The 18,470-nt window shown below is 64.3% G+C and carries 18 protein-coding genes; 14 read left to right on the forward strand and 4 right to left on the reverse strand.

Going from position 1 to position 18,470, the window contains the following annotated elements; translation table 11 throughout:
* Together MSIL_RS10430 and bchF are read right to left on the reverse strand one after the other, a co-directional pair.
* On the reverse strand, positions 1-1,281 hold the full coding sequence (locus MSIL_RS10430) for a ferredoxin:protochlorophyllide reductase (ATP-dependent) subunit N (RefSeq protein WP_012591052.1): 1,281 nt from the start codon (positions 1,279-1,281) through the stop codon (positions 1-3).
* Positions 1,278-1,811 (reverse strand): 2-vinyl bacteriochlorophyllide hydratase, encoded by a 534-nt coding sequence (bchF, locus tag MSIL_RS10435; RefSeq protein ID WP_012591053.1) that lies wholly within the window; start codon positions 1,809-1,811, stop codon positions 1,278-1,280. Before bchF ends, MSIL_RS10430 begins: the two co-directional genes overlap by 4 nt.
* A 611-nt stretch (positions 1,812-2,422) precedes the next feature.
* On the opposite strand from bchF, the gene MSIL_RS10440 reads away from it, so the two are divergent.
* Both MSIL_RS10440 and ppsR read left to right on the forward strand, forming a co-directional pair.
* Positions 2,423-3,097 carry a cobalamin B12-binding domain-containing protein gene (locus MSIL_RS10440; RefSeq protein ID WP_187148647.1) on the forward strand — a complete coding sequence of 225 codons (675 nt, stop codon included), beginning with the start codon at positions 2,423-2,425 and terminating at the stop codon, positions 3,095-3,097.
* A gap of 96 nt (positions 3,098-3,193) precedes the next feature.
* Positions 3,194-4,570, forward strand: a complete 1,377-nt coding sequence (gene ppsR / locus MSIL_RS10445; protein ID WP_244406106.1) for a transcriptional regulator PpsR — start codon at positions 3,194-3,196, stop codon at positions 4,568-4,570.
* Positions 4,571-4,755: 185 nt separating this feature from the next.
* On the opposite strand, the gene MSIL_RS10450 is transcribed toward ppsR, so the two are convergent.
* Positions 4,756-5,607, reverse strand: a complete 852-nt coding sequence (locus MSIL_RS10450; RefSeq protein ID WP_012591057.1) for a carotenoid 1,2-hydratase — start codon at positions 5,605-5,607, stop codon at positions 4,756-4,758.
* A 35-nt stretch (positions 5,608-5,642) separates the two neighbouring features.
* On the reverse strand, positions 5,643-7,190 hold the full coding sequence (crtD, locus tag MSIL_RS10455; protein WP_012591058.1) for a 1-hydroxycarotenoid 3,4-desaturase CrtD: 1,548 nt from the start codon (positions 7,188-7,190) through the stop codon (positions 5,643-5,645).
* A gap of 116 nt (positions 7,191-7,306) precedes the next feature.
* On the opposite strand from crtD, the gene MSIL_RS10460 reads away from it, so the two are divergent.
* The 12 genes from MSIL_RS10460 (at position 7,307) to pufC (ending at position 18,447) form a co-directional block, all read left to right on the forward strand.
* Positions 7,307-8,176, forward strand: a complete 870-nt coding sequence (locus MSIL_RS10460) for a polyprenyl synthetase family protein (protein WP_012591059.1) — start codon at positions 7,307-7,309, stop codon at positions 8,174-8,176.
* A 92-nt stretch (positions 8,177-8,268) separates the two neighbouring features.
* Positions 8,269-9,402: a methyltransferase gene (locus MSIL_RS10465; protein ID WP_012591060.1), complete on the forward strand. Its 1,134-nt coding sequence runs from the start codon at positions 8,269-8,271 to the stop codon at positions 9,400-9,402.
* 89 nt (positions 9,403-9,491) lie between these two features.
* A complete protein-coding gene (gene bchC, locus MSIL_RS10470) occupies positions 9,492-10,439 on the forward strand; it encodes a chlorophyll synthesis pathway protein BchC (RefSeq protein WP_012591061.1) in 948 nt (315 codons plus the stop codon).
* A 59-nt stretch (positions 10,440-10,498) separates the two neighbouring features.
* On the forward strand, positions 10,499-11,488 hold the full coding sequence (locus MSIL_RS10475) for a chlorophyllide a reductase iron protein subunit X (protein ID WP_012591062.1): 990 nt from the start codon (positions 10,499-10,501) through the stop codon (positions 11,486-11,488).
* A 45-nt stretch (positions 11,489-11,533) separates the two neighbouring features.
* Positions 11,534-13,075: a chlorophyllide a reductase subunit Y gene (gene bchY / locus MSIL_RS10480; RefSeq protein ID WP_012591063.1), complete on the forward strand. Its 1,542-nt coding sequence runs from the start codon at positions 11,534-11,536 to the stop codon at positions 13,073-13,075.
* On the forward strand, positions 13,075-14,532 hold the full coding sequence (gene bchZ, locus MSIL_RS10485; RefSeq protein ID WP_012591064.1) for a chlorophyllide a reductase subunit Z: 1,458 nt from the start codon (positions 13,075-13,077) through the stop codon (positions 14,530-14,532). The genes bchY and bchZ overlap by 1 nt, the downstream gene beginning before the upstream one ends.
* A 72-nt stretch (positions 14,533-14,604) precedes the next feature.
* Positions 14,605-14,838: a hypothetical protein gene (locus tag MSIL_RS10490; protein ID WP_012591065.1), complete on the forward strand. Its 234-nt coding sequence runs from the start codon at positions 14,605-14,607 to the stop codon at positions 14,836-14,838.
* A 99-nt stretch (positions 14,839-14,937) separates the two neighbouring features.
* A complete protein-coding gene (gene pufB, locus MSIL_RS10495) occupies positions 14,938-15,168 on the forward strand; it encodes a light-harvesting antenna LH1, beta subunit (RefSeq protein WP_012591066.1) in 231 nt (76 codons plus the stop codon).
* Between the two features lie 15 nt (positions 15,169-15,183).
* Positions 15,184-15,390, forward strand: a complete 207-nt coding sequence (pufA, locus tag MSIL_RS10500) for a light-harvesting antenna LH1, alpha subunit (RefSeq protein ID WP_041368944.1) — start codon at positions 15,184-15,186, stop codon at positions 15,388-15,390.
* Between the two features lie 115 nt (positions 15,391-15,505).
* Entirely contained in the window at positions 15,506-16,330 is an 825-nt protein-coding gene (pufL, locus tag MSIL_RS10505; RefSeq protein ID WP_012591068.1) for a photosynthetic reaction center subunit L, read from the forward strand.
* A gap of 126 nt (positions 16,331-16,456) precedes the next feature.
* Positions 16,457-17,422, forward strand: coding sequence for a photosynthetic reaction center subunit M (gene pufM, locus MSIL_RS10510; RefSeq protein WP_012591069.1), 966 nt, complete (start codon positions 16,457-16,459; stop codon positions 17,420-17,422).
* Between the two features lie 8 nt (positions 17,423-17,430).
* Complete coding sequence (gene pufC, locus MSIL_RS10515) at positions 17,431-18,447, forward strand: photosynthetic reaction center cytochrome PufC (RefSeq protein WP_012591070.1); 1,017 nt, start codon at positions 17,431-17,433, stop codon at positions 18,445-18,447.
* Positions 18,448-18,470 lie beyond the last annotated feature (23 nt).

The raw sequence follows: 18,470 nt of genomic DNA on the forward strand, positions 1-18,470 counted from the left end.
CTAGATCCTCAGCCGAAGTCTGCGGTCGATCGGGCGGGCGAACAACGCGGCGAGATCGGCCGCCTGTTCGAAGCCCTGGATTGGCGAGAAGAGAAGCTCGATCGACCATTTGGTGGTCATGCCCTCGGCTTCCAGTGGATTGGCGAGGCCAAGGCCGCAGACGACGAGATCGGGTTTCTCCGCCCGGCAGCGGTCAAGCTGACGGTCGACGTCCTGGCCTTCGCTGATTAGCGTTCCCTCCGGCAGCAGATCCAGTTCGGGCTGGAGGTGCTGCCGATGCAGGAAGGGCGTTCCGACCTCGATGAGGCGCATGCCGCATTCGCGCGAGAGGAAGCGAGCAAGCGGCGGCTCAAGCTGGGAATCCGGGAAGAAAAAGACGCTCTTGCCAGCAAGAGCGCGGCGAAATGGCTCCATCGCCTCTTGCGCGCGTTTGCGGCGCGGCGCCGTTACCGCCGCGACGCGCGCGGGATCGACGCCGAAGGCCTGCGCCGCCTCTGCGATCCAGGCCGCCGTTCCCTCCGCGCCGAGCGGAAAAGGCGCGGGCAGGCGCCGCGCGCCGCGCTCTTCGAGCGCCTTGGCTGTGGCCGCGAGGAAGGGCTGCGCCAGCAGAAGCCTGGTCTTCGGGCCGACCGCAGGAAGTTCGCCGCTGCCGCGCGGCGGCAGGAAAGAAACTTCGCCGACGCCAAGCTCGCCAAAAATGCGGCGCAGCTGGTCTTCGACAATATCAGCGAGCGCGCCGGCTATGAGAAGAGACGGCGGCGCATCGGCGCTGGCCTGCGGCAGCTCGGGGACCAGCGCCGCAAGGCAGGCGTCCTCACCCTGCGTAAAGGTCGTCTCGATGCCGCTGCCAGAATAGTTGAGCACCCTGAGGCCAGGGGCGAATTTCCGGCTGAGCGTCTGCGCCGCGCGGGCAAGGTCGAGCTTGATCACTTCCGACGGGCATGAGCCGACGAGGAACAGCAGCTTGATGTCGGGACGCCGCCGCATCAGCTCCGCAACGACGCGGTCGAGCTCTTCATGCATGTCGGCGAGGCCGGCGAGATCGCGCTCGTCGATGATCGCGGTCGCAAAACGCGGCTCGGCGAAAATCATCACGCCGGCGGCGGACTGGATGAGATGCGCGCAGGTGCGCGAGCCGACGACCAGGAAAAAGGCGTCGCTGATCTTGCGGTGCAGCCAGACGATGCCGGTTAGGCCGCAAAATACTTCGCGCTGGCCGCGCTCGCGCAGCACGGGGGCCGTTCCGCAGCCGGCCGGAAAGGCCTGCGCCAGGGCGTTCATCGCACGCCGTCCATGGCGACGCAGGCGCCGGCGCCCGGCTGGCCGCCGGCGCGCTCGAGCTCCTTGCGGGCGGCGCGCAGCTTTAGGATAAATTGCCCGGCGTTAATGAAATAGGAGGCGTAGGCGGCGAGCGCGAGGAACATTTTTCCGCGATCGGACAGCAGACCGAAAAGGAGCGCCGCGAGATAAGCGGTGTGAAGCGCGAGGACGATCATGCTGAACGCGTCCTCCCAGAAGAAGCTCGGCGCGAAGAGGTAGCGGCCGAACACGACCTTCTCCCAGATCGAGCCGGTGATCATGATGGCGTAGAGCGCGAGGGTCTTGACCACGACCGAGGCGGCGGCGGCCTCAAAGCCCCGCCCCGTCGCGATGAAGCGCAGGACGAGAACGACGCTGACGAGAAATATGAAGAACTGGATGGGCGCGAGCGCGCCCTGCACAAGGGTCCAGGGGGTCGCGTCGCGGCGCGCGCGCTCTTCTTCCGTGTAGATCAACGCCGTGTTGCGGGGCCGTTCGCTGGGCGCTTGCAAGGGAGATCCTCGTCGGATTCTGGACTTCGACAGGCTATGCGTCGCCTCAAAAAGTGTCAACAAAAGATTACGTCATTATTTATTGACAATAGGCCGCCTCAGGAGTTGGATGGCGAGAACACGGGATTGCCTAGCCATTCGAAACATGTTTTTTTAGGATTGGGCGCATTCGAAGACCCGCAATGCGAGATCAACGACCACGACAAGGCCGCAATCGGCCCTCTCTCATTGCACGATCATAAGGGCGCATAAGCGTCCGCCGTCCGGGGGGAAACCGGGTCGGGCTCATTCCCGGCCAACGGTCAGGGAGCGGGGCAATGCCGACTGTCAATCGGAGGCTTCACGACGACTGTTCAGCGCCCGGGGAGTGCGCCGATCCCCGCGGTCTGTTCCCATGGGGCGATCTGTTCGAAAGCAGAACGCATAGCTCCGCGCCTAACAGCGCCGCGTCGGGTGGGGCCCAGCTTGCGCCGGCGAAGTCATCGGGAAAGGGGTCTCGGACAACGCGGCTCGCGCGCACCATCGAGTCGGAAATCATCCCCCGTCTGATGATCGCCCATAGCGAGGAGGCGCCGCGTGCTTGGCCGGTTGAGCCCCCCTCTCGAATCAAAATGCCTGACGTCGAACGCTTCGCCGAGCTGGTCGTGACGCAGGACGCCGCTGTCGGCTATTCCTGCGTCGCGGCCGTGCTGGATCAGGGCGTCTCCGTGGAGACGATCTATATGGATCTGCTGGCTCCGGCGGCGAGGCGGCTCGGGGATCTTTTTGACGAAGACCTCTGCTATTTCACGGACGTCTCTATCGGCCTCGCCCGGCTCCACCAGATCATGATGAACGTCGCCGAGTTCATGCGATCGCGGAGCTTTCCGCCCGCCGGCGCCCGACGCGCGCTACTTGTTTCCTTGTGCGAGGAGAAGCACAATTTCGGACTCTTCATGGCGGCGAACTTTTTTCGCAGGGCCGGCTGGGACGTCTTCGGCTGGCCCTTGATGGCGCCTCAGGAGCTCGCCGCCATCGTCTGCAATGAGTCTTTCCATCTTGTCGGGATTTCGGTAAGTTGCACCGATCATTTGGATCGTGTGCGGCGGGCTATTAGTATGGCCAGAAAAGCCTCCCGCAACAGGGCCGTAAAGATCATGGTGGGCGGCCTTCCGTTCTGCGATCATCCAGAAACCGCCGCCGAACTCGGCGCTGACGCGGCTTCATCGGATGGGCTGCAGGCTGTGCAGATCGCAAACAGGCTCGTCGGGTCCGTCCCGGGCGCCGGCCGCACCGGGATCTTTTAGGCCCTCAGAAATGGGGCTCTCATAGCTGACATGGACATGGCCGCCGCGCGCACGCAACATCGTCAGTTGAAGGATCCAAAATCCTCTCTCGGAGCATTGAACGCGTTCGACACGGCGAAATTGATCACCGCCGCATCGGACGTCACGCTCATCCTGGACAACGACGGCCTTATTCGCGACGCCGCGTTCGCCGCCGACCTTGTCGGGGAGCCGCAGACCCGTGATTGGGTCGGCCGCCGCTGGTCGGATGTTGTTTCGAGCGACAGCAAGACAAAGGTCGAAGAGCTTCTGCGCGACGCCGCCGCGAAGACAGACCTGCGGTGGCGGCACGTCAATCATGTCGCCGCCGGAGCCGCCGAGGATCTGCCGATCCGCTATTGCGCCCTTCAGGTTGGCCAGAAAGGCCGAATCGTTGCGCTTGGCCGCGATCTGCGCGCGATAGCCAAATTGCAGCAGCGCCTTTACGACGCGCAGCTCTCCCTTGAGCGCGAATATTCGAGGCTTCGTCTTTCGGACACGCGCTACAGGCTGATGTTCGAAGTCATTTCCGATGCCGTCCTGATCGTCGACGCTGGAACGCTGAAGATCGTCGAGGCCAATCCGGCGGCGCTGCGGCTTATCAACAGGACGACGCGGCGCACCATCGGCCGATCCTTTCTCGATCTCTTCGACGCCGGCTCAGCGCCGGTCGTCAACGGGCTGATCGCCGCGGTCCGGGTCGCGGGTCGCGCCGACGAGGCGATCGCGCTGCTTGCCGACCGCGCCGGCGAAGCCGCCATCTCCGCGACGCTGTTCCGGCAGGAAGCGCTTTCGCATATCCTCGTCCGGCTGACGCCGACCCGGCCGGACAACGCGGCCGAGGCCTTGCCGAAATCCAAATCGACGCTACTCCGGATGGTCGAAAAACTGCCGGACGGCTTTGTCGTCACCGGCTCCGACTGGCGCATCATGAGCGCCAATCCAGCCTTCCTCGACATGGCGAACCTGGCGAGCGAGGACCAGGCGCGCGCTGAATCTCTTGAGCGTTTCGTGGGACGCGAGGGCGTCGCCTTCAGCGTGCTGACCTCGCATCTGCGCGAGCACGGGCTCGTGCGTAATTTTGCAACGACGCTCAACGGCGATTCCGGAACCTCGGAAGAAATCGAGATCACCGCCGTGTCGGCTCCCGATGAGGATCAGGCCTGCTACGGCTTTACCTTCCGGTCTGTGCGCGGCCGCCTCGTCCAGCCGCCGCAGGCGGGCGGCAGCGGTCCGCGCTCAGTCGAGCAATTGACCCAACTGGTCGGCCGCGTGTCGCTGAAGGACATCGTGCGCGAATCGACCGACATCATCGAACAACTCGCGATTAAAGCGGCGTTGCAGTTGACCGGCGACAACCGCGCCTCGGCCGCCGACATGCTCGGCATGAGCCGGCAGAGCCTTTATGTGAAGCTGCGGCGCCACAGCCTCGGCGATCTCGATCCCGAATATTGACGCTGCGGCCTCTTACGCCCTAGCGCCGCGTGAGGCCTCCCAATGAGCCCGAAAATATTCGGCATTCTCGATATGGCGCTGAGCTTTGGCGGCGTCGTCGCTTTCGGGCTCTGGCAACTGGCTTGCCTGTGTCGGGGCGGGCGGGAGGTGCCGTCGGAGCGGCCAACGAAAACGACTGCATCCGATCACGATCCCCGCGCCTGATCGGCCCCGGGGCCTACGTCCCATGGCGCGCGCGGCATCTTGAACGGCAGCAGCGCCTTGACCCAATTCGTGGCGAAGCGATCGAGCGACAGGCTTTCGTGGACCATGAGCATCGGCTCGCCCGACAGCCGTACGGACACGAGCGACCTTGCATAAAACGGAGCATCTTCAAGAGTGCGCAAAACCGCCGCCTGCGCCTCGCTCCGTACCCAGCGCGTCATGCGCCAGAGCGTTTGCTTAAGTTTTACGCGCGGCAGCGCGCCAATCGGATAACTCCGCCCGCTGGCGTCGATGGCGAGCGCGAGGTCGAGCCGCCCGCCGTCCCGATGCAGCACATCATAGAACACGAACGCGCCGTCGGCCGTCTTTGCGCGCGACCAGTCCCAATGCGAGAAATCGTCCTCGAGCGGCGCGTCGCCCCAATTGGCGTCGAAATAGCCCTCGCCGCTCCAGCGCAGCAGCGGATGCTCCATCTCGACCTCGACCCGCGCGGCCGGGGCGATGGGGCGCCAGAGATGACGCCCGCCGGCGTCGAGCATGAAGGATTGGGCGCCGAACATGCGCGGCGCGACCCGGACGACGCCGCGCAGCCGTTTGGGAAAGGGCGCGGCGATTTCATCGATGACGATGGTCAAGGCGTCGCCGTTCCAACTCATCGAGCTCGGACCGACGGAAAGATGCGAGGTCTCGCAGCGGACGTCTTCCCGGCCGCGCTCGGTCATCGCCCAGCGGCGGGCGCGCTCGCCATAGAGCGCGACGTTGAAGGCGCAGTGATTCAGCGGATCCTTGCGGCCGGACCAGGCGTAATAGGGCGAGAAAACACTGCCGATCATGGCGATGATCGCGAGGCAGAAGCGGCCGTCGTCGCTTATCGCGTCAAGGTAGCGCCAGGCGTAACCGCCCGGCGGAACGGGCGCGTCGAAAGGCGGTCCGCGATCAGGCTTTGCGCGGCCAGTCTCCCCGACAGCGCCGCCATCGGCACGCCCGGCCCCGGATGCGCGCTGCCGCCCGCCAGATAAAGGCCGGGAATTTTCGAGCGTGATCCCGGCCGCTGGAACGAGGCCATCCATCCATGGCTCGCGCGCCCGTAGAGGGCGCCCCCTGTTGCCGGAAACAGCCTGTCGAAATCCCGCGGCGTCGCTGTCGCCGTCGAGTTCGCGGAATGCCCGATCTCGAGGCCGCACTGGTTGAGGAGCGCAAAAACGCGGCGTCTGCATTGGTCAATCTCCGCTGCGTCGAATGGATCGGAATCGCCGGTCGCCGGCGCATTGATGAGAATGAGCAGCCGCTCGGGAAGATTCCCCTCGCCTCCAGGCCCCGCGCCGCAATCGTCGCGGTCCTGCGCGCAGACATAGACCGTCGGCTGGAACGGCGTGCGCCCGCGCCGGAACAGGGCGTCGAACTCGGCGGCGTAATCGATCGAGAAAAACACATTGTGCCGGACCAAGGGAAATCCCGCGGCCGGCGCGTTCATCATCCATGTCACGGCGGACAGGGAGCGCTGGGCGCGCGGCGCCGGAGTTGCCGCGACGGCGGCCTCCGCGCCGAAAAGACCTGAGGCCAGCGCCGCAACGTCGGCGTTGACGATCACCGCGCTCGCCTCGATCGTCTCGCCCGTTGAAAGAACGACGCCGGCGGCGCAGCCGTTCCGGAGCAGAATGCGACGCGCCTCGGCGCCGTACCGGAATTCCGCGCCGCGCCGAACGGCAAGCGCGCTCACGGCGCGGGCCAGCGCATGCATGCCGCCTTCGACCAGAAAAACGCCGTCGCGCTCGACATGCGCGATCAGCATTAGGGTCGCGGGCGCAAGGAAAGGGGACGATCCGCAATAGGTTGCGTAGCGCCCGAACAATTGCCTGAGGCGAGGATCGTGGAAATAGGCGCCGAGCCGGCTCCACATCGTCGCAAAGGGATGGATGCCCGCTAGATCGCCAAGGCCCGAAAGCCCGGCGCGTCCGACAAGGCCCGCGGGGCTCGGCCGCTGCGCCCGGATGAAGTCTTTTTCCAGCGTCGCATAGATGCGCTGCGACTCGGCGCAAAAGGCGCCATAGCGGCGCGCTTCCGCCGCGCCGGCGAAGGCGCCGATCGCTTCGACCGACCGGGTCATGTCGGCGAACAGGTCGAGCCGCTCGTCCGCGCTCCAGGCGTGCCGGGCGATGATCTCGGCATTTTTCAGCGTCACATGTTCGGCGAAGCAATCGCCGGCGCTGGTGAACAGTTCGTCGAACACCCAGCGCATCGTGAACAGCGTCGGGCCGGCGTCGATGTGTGCGCCATCGACCTCTACGGTGCGGATTTTTCCGCCCGGCGCGTCGGCCTTTTCGAGGACGATGACCTCGCAACCACGCGCCGCGAGATCGGCGGCGGCGGAAAGGCCGCCGATCCCGGCTCCGATCACGATGATTTTTTCGCCCATGGCGTCGATCCCTAGCGGCGATTGCGTTGCCCGGGCCCGTTCTGGTGTCAATATAAATTGACACATAAAAATGACAATATAAACTTACGATCGGGAAACGCCGCAGGAGCTCCAAAATGGACGCCATCATGCACATCGAATCGGCGCTGGAGACAGCGGCCGCTCTCGCCGCTTCCGACGACGCGCCGCCTCGCCTCGCCGCCGCGATCCGTTACGCCATTTTCCCCGGCGGCGCCCGGATCCGTCCGCGCCTGTGCCTTGCTGTCTCCGCCGCCTGCGGCGCGCAAAATCTTGGCGCCAGCGCCGCCGCTGCGGGCGCGATCGAGCTGTTGCACTGCGCCTCGCTGGCGCATGACGATCTGCCCTGTTTCGACGATGCGCCGACGCGGCGCGGCAAGCCGTCCGTTCACGCCGCCTTCGGCGAAGCGCTGGCCGTCCTCGCCGGCGACGCGATGATCGTCATGGCGTTCGAGGCCATCGCCCGCGCCTTCATGGACCGGCCGCATCTGCTGCCGCCCCTCGTGCAGACCATCGCGCGGGCCGCCGGAATGCCGAGCGGCATCGCCGCCGGTCAAGGGTATGAAAGCGAGCCGCAGCTCGCCCGCAGCCAGTATCAGCGCGCGAAAACCGGCTCGCTCTTTGTTGCAGCCACCGTCGCCGGCGCTCTCGCCGCGGGCGCCGATGGCGCGCCTTGGCGCATGCTCGGCGAGGGATTGGGCGAGGCCTATCAGATCGCCGACGACATCCGCGATGTGGCCTCCTCGCCGGAGGCGATCGGCAAGCCCGTCGGGCGCGACGCCGCGCTGGGACGGCCGAGCGCGGCTCTGGAGCTCGGCGTCGACCGCGCGGTGGCGCTGTTGAAACGATTGACGCGCGAGGCGGTGGATTCCATCCCGGCCTGCCCCGGCGCCGACTGGCTCAAGGCGCAAGTGTTGATCGAGACCCTGCGCGTGCTGCCGGAAGAGCTGCTGCGGCGCGCCGCCTGAGGCCGCGCCGCGCGCTTTGCGGGGCTCACATGAAGTTGCATGCGCCAAAACTCGGTACGCGGATTGAGACGCCGCCATATGCGCACCGGAGCGTGAGCGCTGATGAGCAGGCGAGCAGTTTTGTTGACCGCATCTTTGCTCTGCGCGATCGCCTGCTCGGCAATCCCCGCTTCCATGACTGGATGAGTGCCTTTCCACCGACCCGTCCGATCGTGCGCGATCGCGCCGGCGCCCTGTTCGATCTGTGCTCGGGATTCGTCTACACCCAGATCCTGCTGGCGTCGATGCGCGTCGGCCTCCTCGAACGCCTCGCCGCCGGTCCGCAGACCGCAAGCGTCCTGGCGGCGCAGCTTTCTCTGTCGCCCGACGCAACCCTGCGCCTGCTGAATGCGGCCGTCGCATTGGGGCTCGCGTCAAAACGCAGCGGCGGCCGATATGGTCTCGGCGTCACCGGCGCAGCGCTGCGTGGAAATCCCGGCGTCGCCGAGATGATCGAACATAACGCCATGCTGTATGCCGATCTCGCCGACCCCGTCGCCTTGCTGCGGAACCAGCGTCCGGCCGGCGAGATAGCGCGTTTCTGGCCCTATGCGCGGGCGGCGCGGCCGGGCGATCTGCCGGCCGAAGAGGTTGGCGCCTATAGCGCGCTGATGTCGGCCTCGCAATCCTTCATCGCGCCGGACATCGCTGCGGCGTGGCCGTTCGAGCGGCATCGGCGTCTGCTCGATATCGGCGGCGGCGAGGGCGCCTTTATCTGCGCGATCGCCGCGCGCGTAAAAACCAATCTGCGCTTTACCCTGTTCGATCTGCCGGCCGTGTCGGCGCGTGCGAAAGACCGTTTGGAGGCGGCCGGCCTCGGGCGCCGCGTCGAAACTATCGGCGGCGATTTTCTGGAAGGCCCACTGCCGCAAGGCGCCGACCTGGTGACGCTGGTCCGAATCATTCACGATCATGAGGATGAAGCCACGCTCAAACTGCTTCGCAACATCGCCGCGGTGTTGCCGCCGGACGGCACGCTGCTGATTGCCGAGCCGATGTCGGGAACGCCCGGCGCCGCGCGCGCAGCCGACGCCTATTTCAGTTTCTTTTTCCTCGCGATGGGCGGCGGAAGGCCGCGCACGCCGGCGGAGATCGCGCGGCTTCTGCGCTCGGCGGGATTTCGTCGCATCCGCCGGATCGCAACGCGCCGGCCTTTGATGACGAGCCTGATATCTGCCTCGCATTAGAGGATGTGTAAAGAATGATTGACAATCTGGATTGTCATTTTAAACTTACATTTGTTCCGGGCCAGAGCCCGGCGCAAGTGGGGCTCCGCATGGATACTCTCGCGGTCATTCTCGAAGAGCCGGAACATCTCGTCCTCGGGCGGCTCGATATCGCCGAGCCTGGCGAGGAGGATGTCGTCGTCGACATTGAATGGAGCGGGATCAGCACCGGCACCGAACGGCTGCTCTACACCGGCCGCATGCCTGAATTTCCCGGCATGGGCTACCCTCTCGTGCCCGGATATGAATCCGTCGGGCGCGTCGTCGCGGCGGGCCCTCGCTCGGGCGCCACGGCCGGAGCCCGCGTCTTCGTGCCGGGCGCGCGCTGCTTCGGGTCTGTGCGCGGCCTGTTCGGCGGCGCAGCCGCGCGGGTGGTTCTCCCGGGCAAGCGCGCGACGCCGATCGGAGAGGCGCTCGGCGAGCGCGGCGTGCTGCTCGCTCTGGCGGCGACCGCCTATCACGCCACGGCGTCTGGCGACGGCGCCGAACAGCCGGACCTCATCATCGGACATGGCGCGCTGGGGCGTATCATGGCTCGTCTTGCGCTCGCCGCGGGCGCCATGCCGCCGCCGACCGTGTACGAAACCAACCCTGCCCGGCGCGACGGAGCGTGCGGTTACAGCGTGCTCGATCCGGCCGATGACGATCGTCGCGACTATCAATGCATCTGCGACGTTAGCGGAGATCCCGCGATTCTGGACAGCCTGATCGCGAGGCTCGCCCCCGGCGGCGAGATCATTCTCGCGGGCTTTTATGAGGCTCCGCTATCATTCGCCTTTCCGCCCGCCTTCATGCGGGAGGCGCGCATCCGGGTCGCCGCGCAATGGCTGCCGGCCGATCTTTGCGCGGTCCGCTCTCTGGCTGAATCCGGCGCGCTCGATCTTGGCGGCCTCATCACCCATCGCCGTGCCCCCGACAATGCGGGTGAAGCCTACCGGACGGCTTTCGGCGATCCCTCCTGCCTCAAAATGGTCCTGGACTGGAGACAACATTCATGAACGCTCGCCCGGCCGAGGCTTCTCCCGCAGGGCGCGTCGAGGCGCGTCCCATTGAGGATATGGCGCTGAAGCTTCGCGCCGAGGCCGCGCTTGAAGCGGAAGCCGCGCTTGAAGCGGAAGCCGCGCCCGCCGCCGCGCCGACGAAAGCGACACAGATCATCGCCATCTACGGCAAGGGCGGCATCGGCAAGAGCTTCACCCTCGCCAATCTCTCCTACATGATGGCGCAGCAGGGCAAGAAAGTGCTGCTCATTGGCTGCGATCCCAAAAGCGACACCACCTCTCTCCTTTTCGGCGGCAAGGCCTGCCCGACAATCCTTGAAACCTCGAGCCGCAAGAAACTTGCGGGCGCGCAGGTCGAGATCGGCGATGTCTGCTTCAAGCGCGACGGCGTGTTCGCGATGGAGCTCGGCGGCCCGGAAGTCGGCCGCGGCTGCGGCGGCCGCGGCATCATTCACGGCTTCGAGCTACTTGAAAAGCTCGGCTTCCACGAATGGGATTTCGACTATGTGCTGCTCGATTTCCTCGGCGACGTGGTCTGCGGCGGCTTCGGCCTGCCGATCGCGCGCGACATGTGTCAGAAAGTGATCGTCGTCGGATCGAACGATCTGCAGTCATTATATGTCGCTAATAATGTTTGTTCCGCCGTCGATTATTTCCGCAGGCTCGGAGGCAATGTCGGCGTCGCCGGCCTCGTCATCAACAAGGACGACCATACCGGAGAGGCGCAGGCTTTCGCAAAATCCGTCGGCATTCCGGTTCTGGCCTCGATCCCGGCCGACGACGACATCCGGCGGAAGAGCGCCAGCTACGAGATCATTGGCCGGCCTGGCGGACAATGGGCGTCCGTGTTCGAAGAGCTCGCCCGCAACATCGCCGAGGCGCCGCCAGTGCGGCCGTCGCCACTGACGCAGGACGGGCTGCTCGAATTGTTCTCCGGCGACGCCGTCGGCAGGGGCGTCGTGCTCCAGTCGGCGAGCGCGACCGACATGATGGGCGCGGCCCGCCTTGAGAAGAAATCGCTCGAAATCATCTACGACGCCGTTTGACGATAAACCCGCAAGCCGCCCCAAAATTCCGCGCAGCGAGCCGCAATGAACAAGACGCTCCTTCCCTCCGACAAGACCGCGCTCGAAGCCGGGGCGCCCGTCGCGCATGGCGATGGCCTCGGTTGCCACGCGGGCGCCGGGGAGATGCGCCGCGCCGCCGCGGCGGCGGGCAAGAGCGAGACGCTGGATCGCTACGCGGCCGACTATCCGGCCGGCCCGCACGACCAGCCGCAAAGCATGTGCCCGGCGTTTGGCTCGCTGCGCGTCGGGCTGCGCATGCGCCGCACCGCCACCGTGCTCAGCGGCTCGGCTTGTTGCGTCTACGGACTGACCTTCACCTCGCATTTTTACGGTGCGCGGCGCACGGTCGGCTACGTGCCGTTCAACTCGGAATCGCTTGTCACGGGAAAGCTGTTCGAAGACATTCGCGGCGCTGTGTTTGGCCTCGCCGATCCCCAACTCTACGACGCCATCGTGATCATTAATCTGTGCGTTCCGACCGCCTCCGGCGTGCCCCTGCAGATCCTGCCGAAGGAAATCAATGGCGTTCGCATCATCGGGATTGACGTGCCGGGATTCGGCGTTCCGACCCACGCCGAAGCCAAGGACGTTCTCGCCGCGGCCATGCTGCGCTACGCCCGCGTGGAGGCGGAACAGGGCGCCGTACAGGCGCCGCGCGCCGGCCGCAGCGAGCGGCCGACGATAACGCTTCTCGGTGAACTGTTCCCCGCCGATCCCGTACAGATCGGCATGATGCTGGAGCCGCTCGGCCTTGCCGCCGGTCCTGCCGTTCCGACGCGCGAATGGCGCGAGCTCTACGCCGCCTATGACTGCGCTGCGGTCGCCGCCATTCATCCCTTTTATCGCGCTTCGATCCGCGAATTCGAGGCCGCCAGCCGCAAGATCGTAGGCTCTGCCCCAGTGGGCAGCGAAGGAACGGAAAGCTGGCTAAACGCCATCGGCGAGGCCTGCGGCGTCCCGCGCGCAAAGATCGACGCCGCCAACAACCGGCTGCTACCGATCATCCGGGCCGCGCTCGCCGCAAGGCCGGTCAAGGGGCGCATTACGCTTTCGGGCTATGAGGGTTCCGAGCTTCTCGTCGGACGGTTGCTCGTGGAGAGCGGCGCCGATGTCCGCTATGTCGGGACGGCGTGTCCGCTGACGCCCTGGTCGGAGCAGGACCGGCAATGGCTTGAGGCCAAGGGCGTCAAAGTTCAGTTCCGCGCCTCGCTGGAGCACGACCTCGCCGCGCTCGCCGAATATCAACCGGACCTTGCGATCGGCACGACGCCGGTGGTGCAGAAGGCCAAGCAGGGCGGCACGCCCGCGCTCTATTTCACCAATCTCATTTCGGCGCGGCCGCTGATGGGGCCGGCAGGGGCGGGCTCGCTCGCCGAGGTCGTCAACGCTTCGCTCGCGGCCAAGCCGCGCTTCGACGCCATGCGCGAATTTTTCGAGGATGTCGGCGAAGGCTTTGCCGCGGGCGTATGGGAGAAGAAGCCGACGGACCGGCCGGAATTTCGCGCGCTCTACAAGCGCCGCGTCGAGGCGAACGCCAAGGCGCGTCAGGGCGAGGATATCAAATAATGCTCGTTCTGGATCATGATCGCGCCGGCGGCTATTGGGGCGCCGTCTATGTGTTCAGCGCCATCAAGGGGCTGCAAGTCATCATCGACGGTCCCGTCGGCTGCGAAAACCTGCCGGTTACGTCGGTTTTGCATTACACTGACGCCCTTCCGCCGCATGAATTACCGATCGTCGTCACGGGCCTCAGCGAGGATGAGCTCGGTCAGACCGGGACGGAAGGCGCCATGAAGCGCGCCCATCGCACGCTTGATCCGGGTCTGCCCAGCGTCGTCGTCACCGGCTCCATCGCCGAGATGATCGGCGGCGGCGTCACGCCGGAAGGCGCCAACATCCAACGCTTTCTGCCGCGCACGATCGATGAAGATCAGTGGCAATGCGCCGACCGCGCCATGAACTGGCTGTGGACGGAGTATGGTCCGAAGAAAGTCCCGCAACTAAAACCGCGCAAACCCGACCAAAAGCCTCGCGTCAACATCATCGGGCCGTGCTATGGCGTGTTCAACAGCCCGAGCGATCTTGCCGAAATCCGCCGGCTGGTCGACGGCATAGGCGCCGAAATCAACATGATCTTCCCCCTCGGCAGCCATCTCGCCGATGTGGCGAGGCTAGCCGACGCCGACGCCAATATATGCCTCTACCGCGAATTCGGACGGCTGCTCTGCGAGGGGCTTGAGCGGCCCTATCTGCAGGCTCCGATCGGGCTGCATTCCACGACCAGCTTTCTACGCACGCTCGGCGGACTGCTTGAGCTCGACCCTGAACCTTTCATTGACCGCGAGAAGCACACGACGATCAAGCCGCTGTGGGATTTGTGGCGCTCGGTCACGCAGGATTTCTTCGCGACCGCGAGCTTCGCAATCGTCGCCAATGAAACCTATGCGCGGGGCGTTCGTCATTTTCTTGAAGAGGAAATGGGACTGCCCTGCGCCTTCTCGATGTGCCGCAGGGCCGGCGTAAAGCCCGACAACGCGGCGGTGCGCGAGGCCATCGGCAAGAAGGCGCCGCTGATCGTATTCGGCAGCTTCAATGAACGCATGTATCTCGCCGAGACCGGCGCCCGCGCGATCTACATCCCGGCGTCGTTCCCCGGCGCGATCATCCGTCGCCATACCGGCACGCCTTTCATGGGCTATGGCGGGGCGACCTACATCGTCCAGGAGGTATGCAACGCGCTGTTCGACGCGCTGTTCAATATCATCCCGCTCGCCGCCGACATGGACCGAGTCGAGGCGACGCCGGCCCGCCTTGGACTCGCGGCGTCGACGCCCTGGGACGAGGCGGCGCATCGCCTTCTCGAACAATATGTCGAAGCCGAGCCGGTTCTCGTGCGCATCTCGGCGGCAAAGCGCCTGCGCGACCGCGCCGAACAGGAGGCCCGCTCGGCCGGAGAAGCAAGCGTAACGGCCGAGCGCGTTAGCCGCGCGCGCGATCAGATCGCGCAAGGGAGGGCGGCATGAAGGCGTCAGACGACAGCCTTACGCCCCTCAACGAGGCGTTCGGGCTGCATCCATTGGCAGGAGGATGACGACATGAGTCTCGGGGCGCCTTCACATCACGGGCCGGTTTTCGCGCAAAGGCGGCGCAGCGGCTTCAACCGCCTGTTCACGCCGATTTTGGTCGTCTGTTTGATCGGCGCCGCCTTCGACATCATCCTTCCCCGGCAATGGCGGCTTCTGCCGCAGCCGGATGGCGCCCGCAAGCCATTCCTCGATCATGTCGTTGACAAGGCGGAGGCGCTGACAGCGTTCGCCTTCCTGGAGTAAGGGAGAGACCTTTTCGACGCCGCGCCGCGGCGCGCATAAATCCCCGCCGCGCGGGAAAGGCGCGGCAATGGCGAAAGCCGCTGCAATGGAGAAGATAATATGATTAACGACATCGACGGGCGGAGCTCGCTATCGGGGCTCAGCGATTCAGAGGCGAAGGAGTTTCACAAACTCTTCGTAACGAGCTTCTTGATTTTTACCGGAATCGCGATCGTCGCGCACATTCTAGTATGGATGTGGCGCCCCTGGATCCCCGGCCCGAACGGCTATTCGTCGCTCATCGACAGCGCAAGGGACGTTGCGATGAGCGTCATCCCGCATATCGTCTAGGAGGGGGTCATGGAACTGTACAAAATCTGGCTCGTATTCGATCCGCGCAGGGCGCTGATCGGACTGTTCGTCTTCCTGTTCGGACTGGCGATTCTGATTCACTTCATTTTGCTCAGCACCGACCGCTTCAACTGGCTCGAAGGTCCACGCGTCTCGCGGGTGAAGGCGAGCGAATTGATCGCGCCGCCCGCGCCGGCTCTCGATTTCGTCAGATTCGGCTGACGGGACCGCACGCTAAACGCCAATGGGCAGGCCGTTCAGACCTGCCCGTCACCCCCTCTCTGCCGACGCGCGGCTTGTCGCGCCGCGCCCGCCTTTCGTTGAGGAGGCTCCGCCGATGGCGATGTTGAATTTCGAAAAGAAATATCGGGTTCGTGGCGGCACGCTGATCGGCGGCGATCTGTTCGACTTTTGGGTCGGGCCGTTCTTCGTCGGCTTTTTCGGCGTAACGACGATCTTCTTTGCGACGATCGGGACCGCGCTCATCATTTATGGCGCGTCGCTCGGACCGACATGGAACATCTGGCAGATCAGCATCGCGCCGCCGGACCTTTCCTACGGGCTGGCCTTGGCGCCGCTCAAGGAAGGCGGCCTCTGGCAAATCATAACGATGTGTGCGCTCGGCGCCTTCATCTCATGGGGACTGCGAGAGGTCGAGATATGCCGCAAGCTCGGCATCGGTCTTCACGTTCCCTTCGCATTCTCGGTGGCGATTTTCGCCTACGCCACGCTCGTGGTGTTCCGGCCGCTCGCCCTCGGCGCGTGGGGTCATGGCTTCCCATACGGAATCATCAGCCATCTCGATTGGGTGTCGAACGTCGGCTATCAATATCTGCACTTCCACTACAATCCGGCCCATATGATCGCCGTCAGCTTTTTCTTCACGACGACTTTCGCGCTCGCGCTGCATGGCGGCGTGATCCTGTCCGCCATCAACCCGGGTCGCGGCGAGACGGTGAAGACGCCCGAGATCGAGAATGCCTTTTTTCGCGACGTGATGGGCTATTCGATCGGCACCATCGGCATTCATCGGCTCGGCCTCTTCCTGTCCCTTTCTGCAGGATTCTGGAGCGCCGTCTGCATCATAATCAGCGGGCCCCTTTGGACCCACGGCTGGCCCGAGTGGTGGGGCTGGTGGCTCAATCTTCCGATTTGGCGATAGAGCATGACGCCAAGACGTCGCAAATTCTTCGGACAGACATCATCCTCTAAATACTTGGAGTCGATCACATTTATGGTTTTTGACTGGTAAGCCAGAACCATCGTGATCCAGGCGAGGAACGCCGCCATGGCAGAATATCAAAACATCTTCACGCAGGTTCAGGTCCGCACGGCGCATGAGTTCGAACCGGCCCTTCCGGTCGGCGCGTTGCCGCGCGAAGGCAAGCCATTCCTGTCCTACTGGCTCGGTAAGATCGGCGACGCGCAGGTCGGCCCGATCTATCTTGGCTACAGCGGCGTCATTTCGCTGCTGTTCGGCTTCATCGCCTTTGAAATCATCGGCCTCAACATGTGGGCTTCCGTGAACTGGAGTCCCATACAGTTCATTCGGCAATTGCCCTGGCTCGCGCTGGAGCCGCCGTCGCCCAAATACGGCATTCACATTCCGCCGATGAGCGAAGGCGGATGGTGGCTTCTCGCCGGATTCTTCCTCACGCTTTCCATTCTCATCTGGTGGGCGCGCATTTATTTGCGGGCGCGCGAAATGAAGATGGGAACGCATGTCGCCTGGGCCTTCGCGGCGGCGATCTGGCTGTACCTCGTCCTCGGCTTTATCCGTCCGCTGATGATGGGCAGCTGGTCGGAAGCCGTCCCGTTCGGCATCTTCCCGCACCTAGACTGGACCGCAGCCTTTTCCATCCGCTACGGCAATTTGTTCTATAATCCGTTCCACATGCTTTCGATCGTATTCCTCTATGGTTCGACGCTGCTGTTCGCCATGCACGCGGCGACCATCCTCGCGGTCAGCCGCTTCGGCGGCGAGCGCGAAATCGAGCAGGCGGTCGATCGTGGAACCGCCGCTGAACGGGCGGCGCTGTTCTGGCGCTGGACCATGGGTTTCAACGCCACAATGGAGTCCATTCACCGCTGGGCGTGGTGGTTTGCGGTCCTATGCCCGCTCACCGGCGGCATCGGCATTCTGCTCACCGGCACGGTCGTAGACAATTGGTATCTTTGGGCGATCAAGCACGGCGTCGCTCCATCTTATCCGCATATCTTCCCGATCGTGCCAGATCCGGCTCTGACGCAATAGGCGCGGCAATGAAAACAACAGCTCTTCTCTCGATTGCTGCGTTGACGATCTGCCTGTCGCTCGGCCTTGGCGGCTGCAAGGAGGATCGGCTGACAGTAAAACAGACCGGCTTTCGCGGCCTCGGCATGGTCCAGATCAATGAGACGGCAGCTCTCGACGCAATCGCAGAGAGGAATCAGCTGCCTGATCCGATCGATCCGGTGGAAAAAAGCGGAACACCGTCCTCCAAGGAATATCAGAACGTCAAGGTTCTGGGCGATCTCGACTCCAATGAGCTGATGCGCCTGATGACGGCGATCACGCAATGGGTCGCGCCGGAACAGGGCTGCAACTACTGCCACAATCCGGAAAATCTCGCCTCCGACGAGCTCTACACCAAGGTCGTCGCGCGGCGTATGATCCAGATGACCCAGCATATCAACGCTGACTGGACCAAGCATGTCGATGGCGTCGGCGTCACCTGTTATACCTGCCATCGCGGACATCCCGTCCCCGCCAATCTCTGGTTCAGCAATTCGGTCGCGGAAGCTCATGGCTTTTTCGGCTACAGTCCTGACGCAAAGAATCATCCGGGAAGCTTCATCGGTCTAGCCTCGCTGCAGAATGATCCATTCACGAAGCTTCTCGACTACTCTCAAGAGATCCGCGTGATCGGCAATACCGCGCTTCCGCAGAAGCCGGAGCGCCCCTCAATCAAGCAGACCGAATTAACCTACGGGCTGATGATGCATATCTCGAAGGCGCTCGGGGTCAATTGCACCTTCTGTCACAACAGCCGCTCTTTCTTCGCCTGGGATCAGAGCACGCCGCAGCGCGCCACCGCCTGGTACGGCATCAGGATGGTGCGCGATCTCAACCACAATTTCCTGGAGCCGCTGAAGGCGAGTTTTCCGCCGGAGCGGCTCGGCGCTGGCGGCGACGTTCCTAAAATCAATTGCGCCACCTGCCATCAGGGCGAGAGCAAACCGCTCAACGGGGCGAGCATGATCAAGGACTTTCCGGAACTGGCAGTCGTCGGCAAGTAACCCTACTCTTCGAACCTTTATTT

Source organism: Methylocella silvestris BL2 (genome assembly GCF_000021745.1).
Taxonomy (GTDB): Bacteria; Pseudomonadota; Alphaproteobacteria; order Rhizobiales; family Beijerinckiaceae; genus Methylocapsa; species Methylocapsa silvestris.

Coding starts and splice junctions, on each gene's coding strand:
- MSIL_RS10475 (WP_012591062.1), top strand. CDS start 10,499: ATGGCGCTGAAGCTTCGCGCCGAGGCCGCGCTTGAAGCGGAAGCCGCG.
- MSIL_RS10430 (WP_012591052.1), bottom strand. CDS start 1,281: ATGAACGCCCTGGCGCAGGCCTTTCCGGCCGGCTGCGGAACGGCCCCC.
- pufC (WP_012591070.1), top strand. CDS start 17,431: ATGAAAACAACAGCTCTTCTCTCGATTGCTGCGTTGACGATCTGCCTG.
- MSIL_RS10450 (WP_012591057.1), bottom strand. CDS start 5,607: ATGATCGGCAGTGTTTTCTCGCCCTATTACGCCTGGTCCGGCCGCAAG.
- crtD (WP_012591058.1), bottom strand. CDS start 7,190: ATGGGCGAAAAAATCATCGTGATCGGAGCCGGGATCGGCGGCCTTTCC.
- MSIL_RS10490 (WP_012591065.1), top strand. CDS start 14,605: ATGAGTCTCGGGGCGCCTTCACATCACGGGCCGGTTTTCGCGCAAAGG.
- pufL (WP_012591068.1), top strand. CDS start 15,506: ATGGCGATGTTGAATTTCGAAAAGAAATATCGGGTTCGTGGCGGCACG.
- pufB (WP_012591066.1), top strand. CDS start 14,938: ATGATTAACGACATCGACGGGCGGAGCTCGCTATCGGGGCTCAGCGAT.
- bchY (WP_012591063.1), top strand. CDS start 11,534: ATGAACAAGACGCTCCTTCCCTCCGACAAGACCGCGCTCGAAGCCGGG.
- MSIL_RS10440 (WP_187148647.1), top strand. CDS start 2,423: ATGCCTGACGTCGAACGCTTCGCCGAGCTGGTCGTGACGCAGGACGCC.
- MSIL_RS10460 (WP_012591059.1), top strand. CDS start 7,307: ATGGACGCCATCATGCACATCGAATCGGCGCTGGAGACAGCGGCCGCT.
- bchC (WP_012591061.1), top strand. CDS start 9,492: ATGGATACTCTCGCGGTCATTCTCGAAGAGCCGGAACATCTCGTCCTC.
- bchZ (WP_012591064.1), top strand. CDS start 13,075: ATGCTCGTTCTGGATCATGATCGCGCCGGCGGCTATTGGGGCGCCGTC.
- pufM (WP_012591069.1), top strand. CDS start 16,457: ATGGCAGAATATCAAAACATCTTCACGCAGGTTCAGGTCCGCACGGCG.